We start from the raw sequence: 15,516 nt of genomic DNA on the forward strand, positions 1-15,516 counted from the left end.
CAGGCTGACGCCAAAGAAGCTGGCCACTTCTGCCTGCGATGCTGTACCGCGCTCACAGGCCCGGACAACTTTGCGTCGTAGATCCACGGAATAAGCAGCGCCCATGATGGCCTCCTCAAGGTGGCGATGCTCATGGTTAGACCGCTTTAATTCCTCTACATTCCTCCGTCTAGCATTCCGACAACCGCGTTAGGGCAGGGATTGGCCATTCGATCGAATCTGCCTGTGGATGGGCATCCTATTCGGAGTGAGCGGTGTATTGGCGGCTCAAAGCGCACAATGTAATCAACGGACACTCTTCAAAGAGACGGATACCGAAGCGCTTCTACCAGGAGGGCAAATGCACGCGAGGTTTGGCGTCGGCTTGGAAAGTAGAGGTGGTATCCGGGAAATGTGGCCCACCAATCTTCCAGAGCTGGGGCTAGGCGCCCCTTCTCGATATGTTCCTGTGCCAGCCCCGCTGGCACATAAGCCACGCCGACTCCAGCTAGCGCGCCTTCTAACATTTGTGGGGTGGTGTTGCCTGTGTATTGCCCGCGAACGTGTACTTCCAGCGCTTTGCCATCCTTCTCAAACTCCCAGGCATATAAGCCGCCATACGTTGCCAAGCGTAGGTTGATACAGTTGTGTGCAGTGAGATCCTGTGGCGTTTGCGGGCGGGGATGCGCTGTCCAGTACGATGGTGCGGCGACGACAGCCATGCGCAGGTCCGGCGTAATGCGAACAGCGACCATATCCTTAGCCACTTGGTCGCCAAGTCGGACACCCGCGTCGAAACGTTCGGCCACAATATCAACCATTCGATTGTTGATATCGATTTCGATGTTGATTTCGGGATATTCCAGCATCAGGTGGGACAGCTTCGGCCAGAGGAAACTGCTTGCGCCATAATCGGGCGCCGTGACTCTAATGGTGCCGGAAGCCTTGTCCCGAAGACCGCTAAGTTCAGCAAGCTCTGTTTCAATCCCTTCGTAATACGGCCCGAGGTTCGCCAGCAAACGCTCTCCCGCTTCCGTGGGCGAGACTCCACGGGTAGTGCGCGAAAGCAAGCGCACTCCCAACCGGGATTCCAGTCCCCTGATCGTATGGCTCAGCGCCGGTTGCGATACCCCAAGCTGCGCCGCTGCGCGCGTGAAGCTACGCTCGCGGGCTACGACGATAAAGGCCTGCAGATTATTGAAGTCAACGCGTGGCATTTATAAATTTTTTGTATATCGGTATTCGAAGTTTACTCCCTACCGGCATGAATAAGCGCCTAGTAAAGTCACATCCTCGCTTTGAGGACATCCATCGAACGATTCGCCATGACACAGACATTTGAAAACAAGGTTGCCCTCGTGACTGGCGCAGGCTCTGGTATTGGTTTCGAGACCGCAAAGGCATATGCCCAAGCAGGGGCTGCCGTTGTGCTGGCCGATATTGACGAGACCGCCGTGCGCTCAGCGGCAAAAGTCCTGGTAGCGGCCGGGCACAAGGCGCTGGCCATCCGCTGTAATGTCGCCGACGAAGCCGAAGCCGCTGCCATGGTGGCACAAACTATCTCGTCCTTCGGACGCCTCGACGCCGCGTTCAATAATGCTGGCATTCAAGTTTTGGTCGCCGAGACCGCTGACGCCAGTGCTGCCGACTTCGATCGCATCATCGGAATCAACCTGCGCGGCATCTGGAGCTGCATGAAACATGGATTGCGCCATATGCGCAATCAGGGGAGCAGTGCGATCGTCAATACCTCCTCCCAAGCTGGACTTGTCGGCATACCCGGCCTCGGCGCGTATACCGCAACCAAGCACGGCCTCATTGGGCTGACGAAAAGCGCCGCGCTCGGGTATGCGGCAAAAGGTATCCGGATCAATGTGATCTGTCCTGGATGCATCGATACGCCCATGGTGCAGCAGGCGTTGGCCGATTAACCGGAGACGATGAACGCAGTGCTGAAGGAAATTCCGGTCGCGCGGACGAAATTGCCTCGGCTGTGCTTTTGGCTGTGCCGTCCTGCAGCCGCCTTCATGATCGCCCAGCCGACGGCCATCGGCGGCGGTTTCGCAGTCCGTTGACTTGCTTGTGGCGCGAACTTTCGACTTATTAATGTTTTATAGGAAAGACTGCGGCAAGGAAGGCTTTCATGTTCGGACTTCATCGCCGGCTTTCCGGCCACAGCGCGGTAATGCCAGGGCATTTGACAGCGAACGCCGTGAGGATCTGGACCGATTGGCCACGTGAAATGTAGAGCGCAGCGATATAGGCGGCGGACATCCCGATTACGCAATCCACTGCGAGCATAGCCGGCAAGCTGTCGCTCGCGTCGACGATGGTTCTTCGTCTGGCCTCAAATGCCTGCGAGGCCTTTACCACCCAACAGGAGAAAATGATGCAGCAACGTACACTTGGCACAAACGGCCTCAAAGTTTCCGCCCTAGGCTTTGGATGCATGGGATTGTCGTATGGCTACGGGCCTGCGACGGATGCGGCGCACGCCATCAACCTGATCCGCTCAGCTTATGACCTCGGCATCACGTTTTTCGATACGGCGGAAGCCTACGGTGCGGCAAATGAGGAGTTGCTGGGCGAAGCCGTTGCAGCATTCCGCGACCATGTGGTCCTTGCAACAAAATTCGGTTGGAAGAACGGCAGTGCCAAGACTGGAGAGCTGGATAGTAGTCCCGTGCGGATTCGCTTTGTCGCCGAGCAGTCTCTTAAACGCCTCAAGACCGATCGTATCGACCTGTTCTACCAACACCGTGTCGATCCCAATGTCCCGATCGAGGATGTCGCAGGTACGGTTAAGGATCTCATTGCCGAAGGCAAAGTCCGATACTTCGGATTGTCAGAAGCGGGGGTCGCTACCATCCGCCGCGCGCATGCCATCCAGCCAGTAGCAGCGTTGCAAAGTGAATATTCGATGTTCACCCGCGACCCCGAATCGGAGATCCTGCCGGCTCTCGAGGAGCTGGGTATCGGATTCGTACCTTTTAGCCCTCTGGGTAAGGGATTACTGACCGGACGGATCGACACGAGCACGACTTTCGGCGCCGACGACATCCGCAGTACGCTGCCGCGATTCCAGGGCCAGGCGCGCGAGGCCAATACGAAGTTGGTCCAGCTCATCACAACCATTGCCGAGCAGAAGAAAGTGACTCCCGCTCAGGTAGCACTTGCGTGGTTGCTTGCTCAGAAGCAGTGGATCGTGCCGATTCCCGGTACGACGAAGCTCCACCGACTTCAGGAGAATGCCGGTGCCGCCGATGTTGAGTTGGGCGTGGACGACTTGGACAAGCTCGATGCCGTGTTGGCGAGCGCGTCGGTGCGTGGCGAACGGTACAACGAGGCGATGATGCGATTGATAGATAGGTGACCTGCGCAGGGCAGCAGCCACACCCGAGTGCCTGCGTGGCAACGCTGCCTGCCCTTAGTCGATTGACGGGGCAGGCTACGATCCGCGTTATGCATGAACCTTATTCCGCTTACCGAATTTATTGCCTTGGAGCCCTTGGCAAATCTGCTTTCGAAAGACTGATGAACTCGAATATCCACGCTGAAAACAAGCGACACTTTGAAGCAAACGCATCGTGGGGCGCCGTAATGGCTATGTCGCTCGGCGCATTCGTACTGGTTGCGTCCGAATTCATGCCGGTTAGCCTGCTTACACCGATTGCGACTGATCTTGGCGTCACTGAAGGACAGGCCGGACAGGCCATTTCCGTCTCGGGGGCATTTGCGCTGCTTACCAGTCTTTTCATTGCGTCGTTAGTTGGGCGACTTGATCGTAGGGTATTGTTGCTGGCGCTAACGCTATTGATGATTGTGTCTGGAACAATCGCTGCCTTTTCACCAAACTACGCGATGTTCATGGTGGCTCGCGCTTTTATTGGCGTGGCTATCGGTGGTTTTTGGTCGATGTCAGCGGCAACTGCGATGCGGCTTGTGCCGGAACACCAAGTCACACGCGCTCTCGCGATCGTCAATGGCGGGAATGCTCTGGCGACCGTGGTCGCCGCTCCTCTGGGTAGCTTCTTAGGAACAATTGTCGGTTGGCGGGGAGCCTTTTTCTGTCTCGTGCCTCTCGCGGCGATTGCTCTAGGGTGGAAATGGATCAGCCTTCCGCCAATGCATGCAGGACGCAAGCCACAGTCTGGAAACGTCTTAAACCTGTTGAAGCAGCCCGAAGTTGCGTTAGGTATGGCTGCTGTAAGTGTGTTCTTTATGGGGCAGTTTGCTCTGTTCACTTACTTGCGCCCATTTCTTGAAACAGTGACGCAAGTAAGTGGTTCCACGCTTTCACTTATGCTTCTCGTCCTCGGCGTGGCCGGCTTTGTCGGTACAATCTTGATCGGGTGGCTCCTGAAAGGTCACCTCTACCGCACGCTCTTCATCATTCCAATATTGATGGCAACGGATGCCGTAGCACTCCTCATGTTTGGCAACTCAGTTGCCGTCACCACAATCTTGGTAGCCATTTGGGGCCTTGTCGCTACGTCGGCCCCGGTCGGCTGGTGGGCATGGCTGGCAAGAACCTTGCCTAGGGATGCCGAGCGCGGTGGGGGGCTGATGGTGGCAGTCGTCCAGCTCGCGATCACCCTCGGTGCCATGGCAGGCGGCGTCCTGTTTGATACGAGCGGCTATCGGGCGACCTTCGGCACAAGTGCGGGCTTGCTCATGATCGCGGGCATCCTTGGCGCCCTTTCAGCGCGAGCTAGCCGACTTCTGCCAGCGCGAAAGTGTTCTTGATACAGTGATTTTCGCCAACTTGCATGCGCGCACAGCCGACTGGCTAATTTGCTTCTTAAAGGTATTTGGCTGTCGGGTGGTCGAGATTCTTCAAAGCCGTCGAACCATGGAAGCGATCCGCCAAGTCATCTAAGTATATGAACGTCTACTTCTGACTGAAGCTTTGTTGTTGTGCTTCCGTTCCGAACGTCCGGTGTTACGCGAAGAAGAGACCTTCAAGGAGTCCAGCCGACTGGCGGCAGTGAGTCGAAAATAGACGACCTCGATCCGCGAGCGCTGCAGCGGCGCGCCTGACCGAGTAAGCTTACCCAAGCGCCGATGTGCTGGAGGCTGTAGCAGTTTCCCCGAAGGATGTACCCGGTCCGTATGCAGACGCGCTTTTGAATTAATAGCCATTTGTTGAACAGGAGGAGCAATGACCATCGATGAAGCTGTTGAGAGTTTTCGGCAAGGCGATGTATCGGCTGGTCGAGCAGCACTCAGTGCTGGCATGAGCGAAGTCGATTTTGGGTAGAAGTGCAAAAGCGCGGAATTCCGCTGGTTGATTACGATCCCGCCGAAATAGACGACGAATTAAAGCTATTGCGCGAGTGACCGAACCACCGTTTGTTGGACATGTTGGATCGGCGCAGCTTCGGTCGTTACTTTTTCACAGTCTGTTTCAGTCATCGCTATCTCCCTGTGGACCTTCACGCCGAATCTTTGCGAGCGCAGCATCGACTCCGCCTTTGGCTTCGAACACTGCCACCAGCTCTGCTATCCGCGCATCATTTTCGCATTGCTCCACCAGGGTCTTGCCATGACGATCAGGCGCGTCCGCGCTTGCCCCGGCCTCAAGCAGGAGCGCGAGGCACTCCACTGTCCGTTCCGCTTTCCCATGCTCTTTCAAGTTATCTCGATTGGCAAAATGGATCGGCTGCTCGCCATTGTTATCGAACGCATTGAACATCGCGCCATGTTCAAGCAATTTCTTGACGAGCACCGGTTGCGCGTTATACACCGCATCAAAAATTGGGGTCACGCCGCCATTGTCAGCGGCATTTACATCGGCACCGCGCTCAAGCAACAGATCGACAGTTTCCGTGGAGTCTCCTGCTGAGGAAATCGAGTGCAGCGGCGAATATCCTTTGGCATCCTTCAGATTCACATCGGCGCCGGCGTTTAAAAGCATACGTACGAAGTTGGTCTGTCGCGCGATAATCGCCAGGTGCAGCGGTGCGCGGCCGGCACTGTCGAGCACATTCGCGTCTGCACCCTTTTCCAAGAGATAGGCAGCGACCGCCTCGTGCGCATACAGTACCGCCAGATGCAAGGCCGTGCTTTGGAATTTTTCGCCCCGGAACCGGTCCGTGACGACCTTCGCATTGATGTTGGCGCCATCAGTGATAGCTTGCTGTACCGCAGGCAGATCGCCGGCGTGTGCAGCGGCGACAAGGCACTCATCAGGCGACTGTACCGCCTTGCTCATATTCTGGTTCGGCTGCTGCTCGCTCATGGCATCACTCCTTGTAGACTTGTCGCATGTACCATCCGCGATGGCTAGGATTGATCGAATCATCGAGGCGAAGTTCAGCCCTAGTAGTGCGGGGGCTCCGGGGGAAGACCATATCCCTTTTGCAGCCAACCCTCTTTTTTGACCGCTCTGACGCTTTATGGAATGCGTATCACAAGAGCGAAATGGGGCCGTTCAAGTTGGTGCCCGCCAAGGTCCAGCGGCCGGGATCGGCCACTAGCAGACAGTCAAATTGAAAATGCGAACGTCCGCTAATGGGTGCATGACTGCCGAAGGTTAGCGGTACTAGCGATCGATTACCAACGAGGGAAGTCCTAACAAGGTGAAAATGCGATGGACTTGCCTTCGATTGGCGGATTGCCGGAATAGAAATACGTGCTCCGGCATTTGTTGGGACTTGAAAAAAGGATGCCCCGTTGCCGGGGCATTGAATACCAAGTTCAGCTCTACGCGTTTCTCAGAACTCTTCCCAATCACCGCTGGCGGCAGCGTTCCTTGCTATCGCCGTGGATGTTGGCTCGCGGCGTCTGGGTGCGGACAGAGTCGTATTGCCTGTTGTTACGATTGCCCTAGGCGGCTGTTTCGCAACATGCTTGCTGCGCGGCGTGGTTAAAGCCGTGGCGACGTGGCTATTTGCGAGCCTAAAAATGCTAACTGTGTTTGCTAGGCTTGCGGCCTGATGCTGCATCGATTCGGAGGCGGCCGCAGCTTCCTCTACTAGGGCGGCGTTCTGCTGTGTAACGCTATCCATTTGCGTTACTGCTTGATTGATTTGGTCGATGCCAGCAGTCTGTTCGGCGCTTGCGGAAGAAATTTCGGCCATGATGTCGGTGACGCGCCTGACGCTCTCAACGATCTCATTCATCGTCGTGCCGGCACTGTTGACCAGCTGGCTGCCGGCTTCAACTTTTTCCACCGAATCGTCAATGAGGGACTTGATTTCCTTGGCTGCATTTGCCGAGCGCTGCGCCAGCGTCCGGACTTCGCTTGCGACAACGGCAAAGCCACGGCCTTGCTCCCCGGCGCGAGCGGCTTCCACCGCGGCATTCAGTGCCAGGATATTGGTCTGGAAGGCAATGCCATCAATAACGCTGATGATGTCAACAATCTTGTTGGCCGAGGCATGAATTTCTCCCATAGTGCCGACTACCTGGCCAATGACTTCACCGCCTTTCGAGGCCACTTCAGATGCCGTGCCAGCGAGAACGTTGGCTTGGCGAGCATTTTCGGCATTCTGTTTGACGGTAGAGGTAAGTTCTTCCATCGAAGAAGCGGTTTCTTCGAGCGAGGAAGCCTGCTGCTCGGTGCGAGCGGACAGGTCCTGACTACCGGCGGCCACTTGTGCCGAACCGGTCGCAATGGTCTCAGTACCAGCGCGAACTTCAGCGACAATCTTCGCCAAGCTATCATTCATGTCTTTCAATGCCTGCATGAGTTCGCCTGCCTCGTCTTTCGACTGTACGCGGATATCTTTGCTGAGGTCACCAGCGGCGACGGTACGTGCCACCGAGACCGCGTAGCTGATCGGACGCACGATACTGCGCGAGAGTAGCCAAGCAAGCGCAGCTCCGGCTGCAAGCGCGACAACTCCAATAATGATCAACAAATTGCGTCCTGATTCGGACATCGCATCGGCAGCTGTTTGCTCTTCGCTGAAGACCCTATGCTGATAATTGACGACATCAAGAACGGACTGGTTATAGGAATCCATGGCCGGATTCATTTTCGAAGCGAGCATCTTCTTGAACGCCGCCTCAGATTCAGGCGTACCTAGTGCCTTCAGTCTGAAAACTTCGTTTCGGGCGTCCATGTACTCCTTGCGTTTCTCTCCGACAACCCTCATTAGCTGCTTGCCTTCATCTCGGGTGATCAAGGCTTCGAGTTCCTTTTGAATTTTGCCTATCTCGGCGCTTTGCGCGGTCATCTCGGCTTGGTAGAACTTGTCATCTTCCGCACTCGTCGTCTTGACGCGTGCAGTAGTGCGTATGGCGTTGGCGATATTGCCCAGGTACCACTGGTTGGCAAGACGTTCTTTGAGCGCGGCATTATCCATTGCTGCGATAGCGCTTTGCATGTCGTGTAGTCGCCATATGCCCAAGCCGGTCATGACGCCAGCCAGTACCAAAACGAGTGCAAAACCGATTGCTAAGCGCGCGCCAATTTTTAAATTTGAGATCTGCATTTTCTTCTATTAGAACAGTGCTGCGTGAAAGGATGCTAGTGACAGCAACCTGCGTTTGGATGGCTTGAAGCTCAGTCAAGCCGCTAAAGAGGTGGCAAATCCCAGCTCGGCGAAGGAAATGAGGCGGTCGATATCGACCAATATGAGCATTTGCCCGTTGTGCGTGCCTAAGCCGATCAGGTGATCACTGTTCATGGCCATGCCAATCTCTGGCGCAGCCTGAATTTGCTCGGCTGTCAGAGTTATGACATCCGATACGCTGTCGACCACAATGCCAACGATGCCATTGTTGACGTTGAGAATGACGATCGCGGTGAACTGGTCGTAAGTAGACGTGCCGAGGTTGAGCCGGATGCGCATGTCAACGATTGTCACGATCGTGCCGCGCAAATTAACCACGCCCTTGATAAAGTCCGGTGCATTGGCTATGCGCGGTACCGCTTCATATCCATGAATCTCCTGCGCTTTCTGAATGTCGATACCGTATTCTTCCCGCCCCAACTGGAAGGCAAGATATTCATGACTGGCATTTGCTGCGTTAGGAAGTGTTGACTGCTGCATGGATTTTTTGGGCAGTTGGCTTGTTGCGTTTTTCTGATGATCCTTCCGGTGGTTCTGCCTAGCGTAGCGGCTTCAATCATCGGCTACTGTGGTCCTATCAGAGAGACAGAATACCGCATACGTTTCTTCAAGGAAATTTACTTAGGATCTTGTGTGACGATGCAACAACAGTTTTAGAGCCGCCCTCGAGAGCGAACTGTTAGTGCCCGAGATCCAGAATAGAACAAGGAAGGAGGACAATAAGTACGGGGGAGATGTTTGCGTTGCAGACCATTTGCATCGAAGACAGTCCCAAGGAAGAGGCGAACACGCGTGGCAGTAAAGGGACGTACATGCCAGTTTGATGTCAGGCTTAACCCAGCGAGAAGCAGACGATCAGGCTTTTTTGGAACGACCACTGCAAGCTGCTTATTGGACGTTCATCAGTATGCAGCGAATGTCTCATCAGGGGCGGACCTGCGCTTTCTGGTTATGGCAACAGTCTGCCAAAAGCAGATCGATGCAGTACGCCTGATAGTTTTAGACTCCTACAGAGGTTTTGCCATGCCGAATGCATATGTCGTGGGTAAAATCAGTGTTAAAGACGAACGCAAGTGGGTGGAGTATCGAAATCAGGTTCCTGCCACAATTGCTCCTTGGGGAGGCGAAGTCGTATTTCGAGGAAAGAAGGCGTCCGATTTTGCCAAAGAAAATCCGTACACAGATATTGTGGTGATTCGCTTTCCAAGCATCGAAGCGGCCAAGGCCTGGGAAGCATCACCTGCGTACCAAAGTATCATTCCGCTTCGTCAAGAAGCTGCTGAGGTGATGCTTACGGCGTATCAAGCGTAGTGATCTTTGCCCAACAGGGGTCAAGTGACCAAGTCCTTAGGAATACGTAAAGCGCTTTATCAGAGAAATCGTTTTTTGCAGTATGGGCGATAAGCCTACTGTCCGCTTGCGCTGCAATTCTTGATGTGGGCAATAGCCGGCCAAAAGCATTCCTTACAACGGCAGCAGCCGCGCCGTTCGCCTCCGTGTCCGTGAAATACGTGGCCTACCAGATGCCAGTCAAGGAGCGCAGCTCTGCCCCTATTGCATTGTTGACGGTCTCGCCCATCTCGCCACCTGTTGCTTTACCTTGTGGGAATCACGCAATCAGGCGGTTACGGCACTGATGTTGACAAGGTGCGTGACAGCTGCATGCAAGACGCGATATGCCAGCTTTTAACCAGCAGATGCGAACCTGCAAGGCGATACCGCACCGGTGTACATGCCGCTGCTCATTGCGCATGCCGAGCGTCCAGGTGCGGTCATGTGCGCACCGCGGTCATCGCTCCACTTCCACGCCATGCCAGAATGCGACATGGCCAGCGATGCGCTGCGCGGCATCTGACGGCGTCCTATACGTCCAGGCTGCATCCTGGTTCACCTTGCCGTCGACCACAACATGGTAGTAGTTTGCGCGGCCCTTCCAGTAGCAGGAACTCGTATTGTCGCTTGGTTGCAGCAGATCCTCGCGCACCGCATGCATGGGAAAATACACGTTGCCTTCCACGATTTCGACCGCATCGTCCGGTGCTTCCGCGATGACGCTGCCGTTCCAGATTGCCTTGGGCATGATGTCTCCTGTTCAGTTGACGTTTCGTTGCGCCTGCTCTAAGGAATAGGCAGGTCGCTACGCAATTCAGTTCCACAAGTTGCAGTTCGAGACTCATGGCCGATGTCGCGGCGCTGCGTGATCGCTTCCCGAATACGCAAGAGCTGTACCGGGAAGTCTGCACCGTGATGTTTTTCCGGTACGGCATCACGCCGACCGCCAACAAGCTGTATCAGTGTGTGAAAAAGGGCAGCATGAGCGCGCCCACCGAGGCGCTCGGCAAGTTTTGGGACACGCTGCGAGAGAAAAGCCGGGTGCGCATCGAACACCCGGATCTCCCTGAAGACCTGAAAACCAGGGCAGGCGAGATGGCGGCGGCATTGTGGGATCTGGCTCAGCAGAGGGCGCACGCTTCGCTGAACGCTTACCAGGACGAGGCGAGGGCGAAGGTGCTTGAAGCGGAAAGCGCACGAGCCCAGGCAGAGGCCGAGCGCGAGGCGCTTCAGAAGGATCGGGAAAGCGTTCGCGCGAACCTGGCACAGGCACGCGAGCAAATCGCCGATCTACAGCAGCAACTTGCCGCATCCGCCGCCATACGCGACGGGCTGGATACCCAGCTCGCGCAAGCGCACGCTGACATCGCGGCGTACCGGTAAGCCAATGAACGGGCGCGTCACGACTTTGCCGCGGAAATCGCGACGCTGCGCCAGGAATCCCAACTTGCCGAGGAGCGATTTCGTGCTACTGAAAGGCGGGCGCTCCTGGAAATCGATCGCGAGAGGATTGCGGCTGCAAAACTCCAGAAAGAACTGGAGGGTGCGCATGGGCAGCTCGCGCGAATTGCTGAGCAATACCGGCTCGAGGTGTTGGCACTTAGCAAGCGTGTCTCGACCGCGGTGTAACAGCGGCCATTGTCGGTCAGCCACTCAGTCTCGGTCGGCGCTTTGCTGTTCGGGCAGAAGCGATATTCCACTGCCTGCATCATCAAGTCGCTTACCAGTCCGGCATCGATGCCTTCGGTGGTGGCGACCCAAGTCATGACTTCTCGGTCGTAACAGTCCAAAGCAAAATGCGACTCGTACACGCTCGCCGTTGTTACGCGCGACTTAGGAACCATCCGTAAGCGCCCGGCGAAGTCGCCTTGAAGTGAACTTGAGGCGTAAGGATGATGGTGCCCACCTAAACGAGGTGGACACCTATGACAGAAACGACATTACGCAGACGGCGCCATAGCAAGGACGTGAAGGCCGAAGTGCTTGCGGAATGCGAGCAGCCTGGCGCCTCCATTGCGTCAGTGGCCATGGCACACGGCATCAACACCAATCTCGTGCACAAATGGCGTGTCCGCGCCATGAACCAGCAGACTGCCGCGGCGCAAGCCGGTTCTGCTGCCTTCATCCCTGTGCCGCTGCCCACGACAGCCATGACCCCGTGGCCGTCGAACTGCGTATCGAGGTGCGGCGTGGCGCCGTGACTGCCACGGTCTGCTGGCCCCTGTCGGCATCTGCGGAATGTGCGGCGTGGTTGCGCGAGGTACTGCGGTGATCCGCATCGACGCCATCTGGCTGGCCACCGAGCCGCTCGACATGCGCGCCGGCACGGACACCGCGCTGGCGCGCGTGGTCAAGGTATTCGGCGCTGCGCGGCCGCACCACGCCTATCTGTTCACCAACAAGGCCGCCACCCGCATCAAGGTTCTCGTCTACGACGGCTTCGGTATCTGGCTGGCTGCCCGGCGCCTGAACCGCGGCCGCATCGTTTGGAACAGCGATCCCTCTGCACTTACCGTTGCTCTGACTGCCGAGCAGTTGCAGGTCCTGGTATGCGGGCTGCCCTGGAAGACGCTGGCCACTCGCCGTCGCTGTTATCTGGCTTGATTGATGACACGCCCTAGTTCATTGAGTCTCCAAGCTCGTCGCATGCGAGTGCGCTGAGTGGGCCGTTCTCGAGAAATTAGGTTTGAAAAGGAATTACATTCCTTTTCGAGAGAGCGGCGTTGTAATGGTGCCAGTAAGTGCCTGATATTTATAGAGGTAATTTTCACCGCTAATTTTTCGCCATAGTGGTATTGCTGGGGGTGGCCACAGGCTGCAAGGGAACGCTGCAAGACGCGTATTGGCAAGGCGAGAACCGCAGCTATCTGTCCTGCTTGATGTTTCGGGTTGAACACAGCAATGCAGACCAGTGATGCCAACGCCCGATTGGCGCAGACGCTTAGCCGTGCGTCGGGAAAAGCTCCTTGGGGGTGACGCCCATCTGTTCTTTGAAGGCAACGATAAACGCCGACATGCTTTCATAGCCGCATGCGATGGCTACATCAGTCACCCGCTCGCCTTTTGCCAGCAGCGAAAGCGAGAAAAGAAGGCGCGAACGCTGCCTCCACTGGCGAAAACTCATTCCGGTCTGCTGCATGAAAAGGCGGCTCAAAGTGCGTTCGCACAGCTTCAGACGCTGGCTGAACTCAATCAGGGTATGCCGATTTTCCGGATGTTCCTGAATGTCATCGCAGATGGCCTGGAGGCGAACATCTCTGGGCCATGGCAGCGACAGGCCGGCTTCGGCAGCCAGGCCGATCTGGTCGAGCAATACACTGACCAGTCGTCCCTGGCTTCCCTGCTCATCGTATTCAACCGGCATTTCACTGAACTCGCGTATGAGCTCACGCAACAGCGGGCTTACCGTCAGTGTCTTGCATTCCGGCCAGGAAAATGAGATCGCACCTGGATCAACGTAAAGGCTGCGCAGCTGTGCATAGGCAGAGCAGTACACGCTATGCTCTGTGCCTGCAGGAATCCAGACGCCGCGCAGCGGCGGCGCAATGAATCGACCGGAAGCGGTGCGAACTTCAAGAACTCCTTCTGTCGCGTAGGAAAACTGCGCCCACGCATGGCTATGCGGGAAGCCGATCGCGCGATTGTTTATTCCGAGCACATGGCCGTACACGGGCCGCGGCAGGGTAGCCAGTATCCCTAACTCCCCTTGCGTGCTCGCCGAGATGTCGCATTGGCGATGGTTCATGTCGTTTCTTCGATAAACACAACTTCGCGCCTACGTTAATGTACTGGCGCTCGTCAAACAATCGACGAGCGAAACACACCAACAATTCCAATATCCCGGAGACCCAGATGCGCTTCCTTCCCGAAGTGATGTTGTGCGCAGGCTTGACGGCGCTCGCCACCGCCGGCGACGCCCTTGCCTTTGATTCGAATGCCGAGGCGGGCAAATACTGCGATACCGCGTCACGCTGCCTTGACCCTGCCACGACGCATGGCATGGTGACCACCTCGAATTACCTTGCTACGCAAGCTGGCCTGAAGGTGTTGCGCGACGGCGGCAATGCCGTTGACGCCGCCATCGCTGCCGCCGCGACCCTTGCCGTGGTGTATCCGCAGATGAATACGCTTGGTGGCGACAATTTCTGGCTGATCTATAACGCCAAGACTGGCGAGGTCAAGGCGCTCAATGCCAGCGGCCGCGCCGGTGAGAAAGCGACCATCGACCTCTACAAGTCCAAGGGCTTCAGCCACATTCCTTCGCGTGGCTATCTCGCCGCCAATACCGTACCCGGCGCGGTATCGGGATGGGACGAAGCCTACAAGTATGCGCACACGGCAATGGGCGGCAAATTGGCATGGTCACAGCTCTTTGACAGCGCAACGTCCTACGCCCGCGACGGCTTTGCCGTCACGCCATCGCTCTATCGTTGGACCACGATCAACCTGGATACCAAGGACCAGGAATTCCGGAATCTGCAGCGCTTTCCCGGCTTCCGCCAGACCTTCCTGAGGCCGGATGGATCGGCCTACAGCGTGGGCGAAATCCTCAAGCAGCCGGATCTGGCCAATACGATCAGCCTGATCGCAAAGAACGGTGCAAAGGAGTTCTACCAGGGCGAGATCGCCAGGAAGATCGTCGACGATCTGCAGAAGAACGGCGGCATACTCACTGCCAGGGACTTCGCGCAACATAAGGCGAACTGGGTGGCGCCGCTGCATGTGCCGTATCGCGATACGGTGGCCTACAACCTGCCTCCGAACACGCAGGGCATGGCATCGCTCGAGATCCTCAACATCCTCAATAACGTAGGCATGTCGAAGATCCCCGAAGGCAGCGCCGATTACTACCACGTGCTGGTGGAAGCGACCAAGGAAGCATTCGTCGACCGGGACAAATACCTGTCCGATCCGGACTTCGTGAAGATCCCGCTGGATTACCTGCTGTCGGCACAGCATGGCAAGGACCAGGCGGCACGCATACAGATGAACGTCGCCGCGCAAGACCTCAAGCCTCTGGATCCCAAGGGCGACACGGTATGGTTCGGCGTCGTGGACAAGGACGGCAATGCCGTATCCATCATCCAGAGCATCTATCACGACTTCGGCAGCGGCATCGTGCCGGCCGGCACCGGTGTGCTGCTGCAGAATCGTGGCAGCTTCTTTTCACTGGATGCCAAGCACGTCAATCATCTCGAACCCGGAAAGCGCACTTATCACACCCTGAATCCGGCCATGCTGCTGAAAGAAGGCAAGCCTTATCTGGTGTATGGAACGATGGGTGGAGAAGGGCAGCCGCAGACCCAGGCCGCGATCGTGACCCGCGTCGTCGACTACGGCATGACGCCGCAGGAAGCGATCAACGCGCCGCGCTGGTTGCATGGACGTACCTGGGGCGCGTCCTCGAACGATACGAAATTCGAGGGACGCATTCCTGCGGAAGTCACCGATGAGCTCCGCAAACGCGGTCACCCGGTCAGGGTAGTGGAAAACTATACCGACACGATGGGGCATGCCGGCGCGATCCTGATCGACCCGAAGACCAACGTACGTTATGGAGCAACCGACCCGCGTGGCGATGGCCAGGCTGCCGGATACTGACGGGCGTTTTGCTGGACAGGATGCGATAACGTAGTCTGGATAGCAGCAGTACGGAAACGGAATGCGCCGGTACATGAACCGG

Annotated in this window: 17 protein-coding genes; 10 read left to right on the plus strand and 7 right to left on the minus strand. The window is 56.6% G+C overall.

From position 1 onward, the window contains the following. Positions 1 to 299 precede the first annotated feature (299 nt). Entirely contained in the window at positions 300 to 1,196 is an 897-nt protein-coding gene (locus JJB74_RS27665; RefSeq protein WP_200597630.1) for a LysR family transcriptional regulator, read from the minus strand. Between the two features lie 108 nt (positions 1,197 to 1,304). Between JJB74_RS27665 and JJB74_RS27670 the strand changes: the two genes are divergently transcribed. From JJB74_RS27670 to JJB74_RS33515, 5 genes are all read left to right on the plus strand, one after another. Beyond that, complete coding sequence (locus tag JJB74_RS27670) at positions 1,305 to 1,910, plus strand: SDR family NAD(P)-dependent oxidoreductase (protein ID WP_234484921.1); 606 nt, start codon at positions 1,305 to 1,307, stop codon at positions 1,908 to 1,910. Positions 1,911 to 1,919: 9 nt separating this feature from the next. Then, on the plus strand, positions 1,920 to 2,054 hold the full coding sequence (locus JJB74_RS33775; RefSeq protein WP_267913209.1) for a hypothetical protein: 135 nt from the start codon (positions 1,920 to 1,922) through the stop codon (positions 2,052 to 2,054). A 314-nt stretch (positions 2,055 to 2,368) separates the two neighbouring features. Next, positions 2,369 to 3,352 (plus strand): aldo/keto reductase, encoded by a 984-nt coding sequence (locus JJB74_RS27675; protein ID WP_200597726.1) that lies wholly within the window; start codon positions 2,369 to 2,371, stop codon positions 3,350 to 3,352. Between the two features lie 161 nt (positions 3,353 to 3,513). After that, positions 3,514 to 4,725 (plus strand): MFS transporter, encoded by a 1,212-nt coding sequence (locus JJB74_RS27680; RefSeq protein ID WP_200597632.1) that lies wholly within the window; start codon positions 3,514 to 3,516, stop codon positions 4,723 to 4,725. 415 nt (positions 4,726 to 5,140) lie between these two features. Continuing rightward, entirely contained in the window at positions 5,141 to 5,239 is a 99-nt protein-coding gene (locus JJB74_RS33515) for a UPF0175 family protein (protein WP_234484922.1), read from the plus strand. 147 nt (positions 5,240 to 5,386) lie between these two features. Here the strand turns inward: JJB74_RS33515 and JJB74_RS27685 are convergent, their stop codons facing one another. From JJB74_RS27685 to JJB74_RS27695, 3 genes are all read right to left on the minus strand, one after another. Beyond that, entirely contained in the window at positions 5,387 to 6,220 is an 834-nt protein-coding gene (locus tag JJB74_RS27685; protein ID WP_200597634.1) for an ankyrin repeat domain-containing protein, read from the minus strand. Positions 6,221 to 6,695: 475 nt separating this feature from the next. Then, on the minus strand, positions 6,696 to 8,420 hold the full coding sequence (locus JJB74_RS27690) for a methyl-accepting chemotaxis protein (RefSeq protein ID WP_200597636.1): 1,725 nt from the start codon (positions 8,418 to 8,420) through the stop codon (positions 6,696 to 6,698). A 75-nt stretch (positions 8,421 to 8,495) separates the two neighbouring features. Next, the gene (locus JJB74_RS27695; RefSeq protein WP_200597638.1) at positions 8,496 to 8,981 is read right to left on the minus strand and encodes a chemotaxis protein CheW; all 486 of its coding nucleotides are present in this window, start codon (positions 8,979 to 8,981) and stop codon (positions 8,496 to 8,498) included. A 312-nt stretch (positions 8,982 to 9,293) separates the two neighbouring features. On the opposite strand from JJB74_RS27695, the gene JJB74_RS34015 reads away from it, so the two are divergent. Further along, positions 9,294 to 9,812, plus strand: a complete 519-nt coding sequence (locus JJB74_RS34015; RefSeq protein ID WP_325170188.1) for a DUF1330 domain-containing protein — start codon at positions 9,294 to 9,296, stop codon at positions 9,810 to 9,812. Positions 9,813 to 10,290: 478 nt separating this feature from the next. On the opposite strand, the gene JJB74_RS27705 is transcribed toward JJB74_RS34015, so the two are convergent. Continuing rightward, complete coding sequence (locus tag JJB74_RS27705; RefSeq protein ID WP_200597640.1) at positions 10,291 to 10,581, minus strand: DUF427 domain-containing protein; 291 nt, start codon at positions 10,579 to 10,581, stop codon at positions 10,291 to 10,293. Positions 10,582 to 10,676: 95 nt separating this feature from the next. Here JJB74_RS27705 and JJB74_RS27710 point away from each other — a divergent pair, with 95 nt between their 5' ends. Then, on the plus strand, positions 10,677 to 11,216 hold the full coding sequence (locus JJB74_RS27710) for a DNA-binding protein (RefSeq protein WP_200597642.1): 540 nt from the start codon (positions 10,677 to 10,679) through the stop codon (positions 11,214 to 11,216). Positions 11,217 to 11,233: 17 nt separating this feature from the next. Here the strand turns inward: JJB74_RS27710 and JJB74_RS27715 are convergent, their stop codons facing one another. After that, complete coding sequence (locus JJB74_RS27715) at positions 11,234 to 11,677, minus strand: DDE-type integrase/transposase/recombinase (RefSeq protein ID WP_234484923.1); 444 nt, start codon at positions 11,675 to 11,677, stop codon at positions 11,234 to 11,236. An 81-nt stretch (positions 11,678 to 11,758) separates the two neighbouring features. Between JJB74_RS27715 and tnpA the strand changes: the two genes are divergently transcribed. Both tnpA and tnpB read left to right on the plus strand, forming a co-directional pair. Continuing rightward, entirely contained in the window at positions 11,759 to 12,034 is a 276-nt protein-coding gene (gene tnpA / locus JJB74_RS27720; RefSeq protein WP_200597646.1) for an IS66-like element accessory protein TnpA, read from the plus strand. Between the two features lie 46 nt (positions 12,035 to 12,080). Continuing rightward, positions 12,081 to 12,437 (plus strand): IS66 family insertion sequence element accessory protein TnpB, encoded by a 357-nt coding sequence (gene tnpB / locus JJB74_RS27725; RefSeq protein WP_200597648.1) that lies wholly within the window; start codon positions 12,081 to 12,083, stop codon positions 12,435 to 12,437. A 337-nt stretch (positions 12,438 to 12,774) separates the two neighbouring features. Here tnpB and JJB74_RS27730 read toward each other — a convergent pair whose 3' ends face one another. Further along, entirely contained in the window at positions 12,775 to 13,578 is an 804-nt protein-coding gene (locus tag JJB74_RS27730) for an AraC family transcriptional regulator (RefSeq protein WP_200597650.1), read from the minus strand. A 107-nt stretch (positions 13,579 to 13,685) separates the two neighbouring features. On the opposite strand from JJB74_RS27730, the gene ggt reads away from it, so the two are divergent. Further along, on the plus strand, positions 13,686 to 15,434 hold the full coding sequence (gene ggt, locus JJB74_RS27735; RefSeq protein WP_407672433.1) for a gamma-glutamyltransferase: 1,749 nt from the start codon (positions 13,686 to 13,688) through the stop codon (positions 15,432 to 15,434). Positions 15,435 to 15,516: the final 82 nt, after the last annotated feature.

The organism is Noviherbaspirillum pedocola, from assembly GCF_016632335.1.
Taxonomy (GTDB): Bacteria; Pseudomonadota; Gammaproteobacteria; order Burkholderiales; family Burkholderiaceae_D; genus Noviherbaspirillum_A; species Noviherbaspirillum_A pedocola.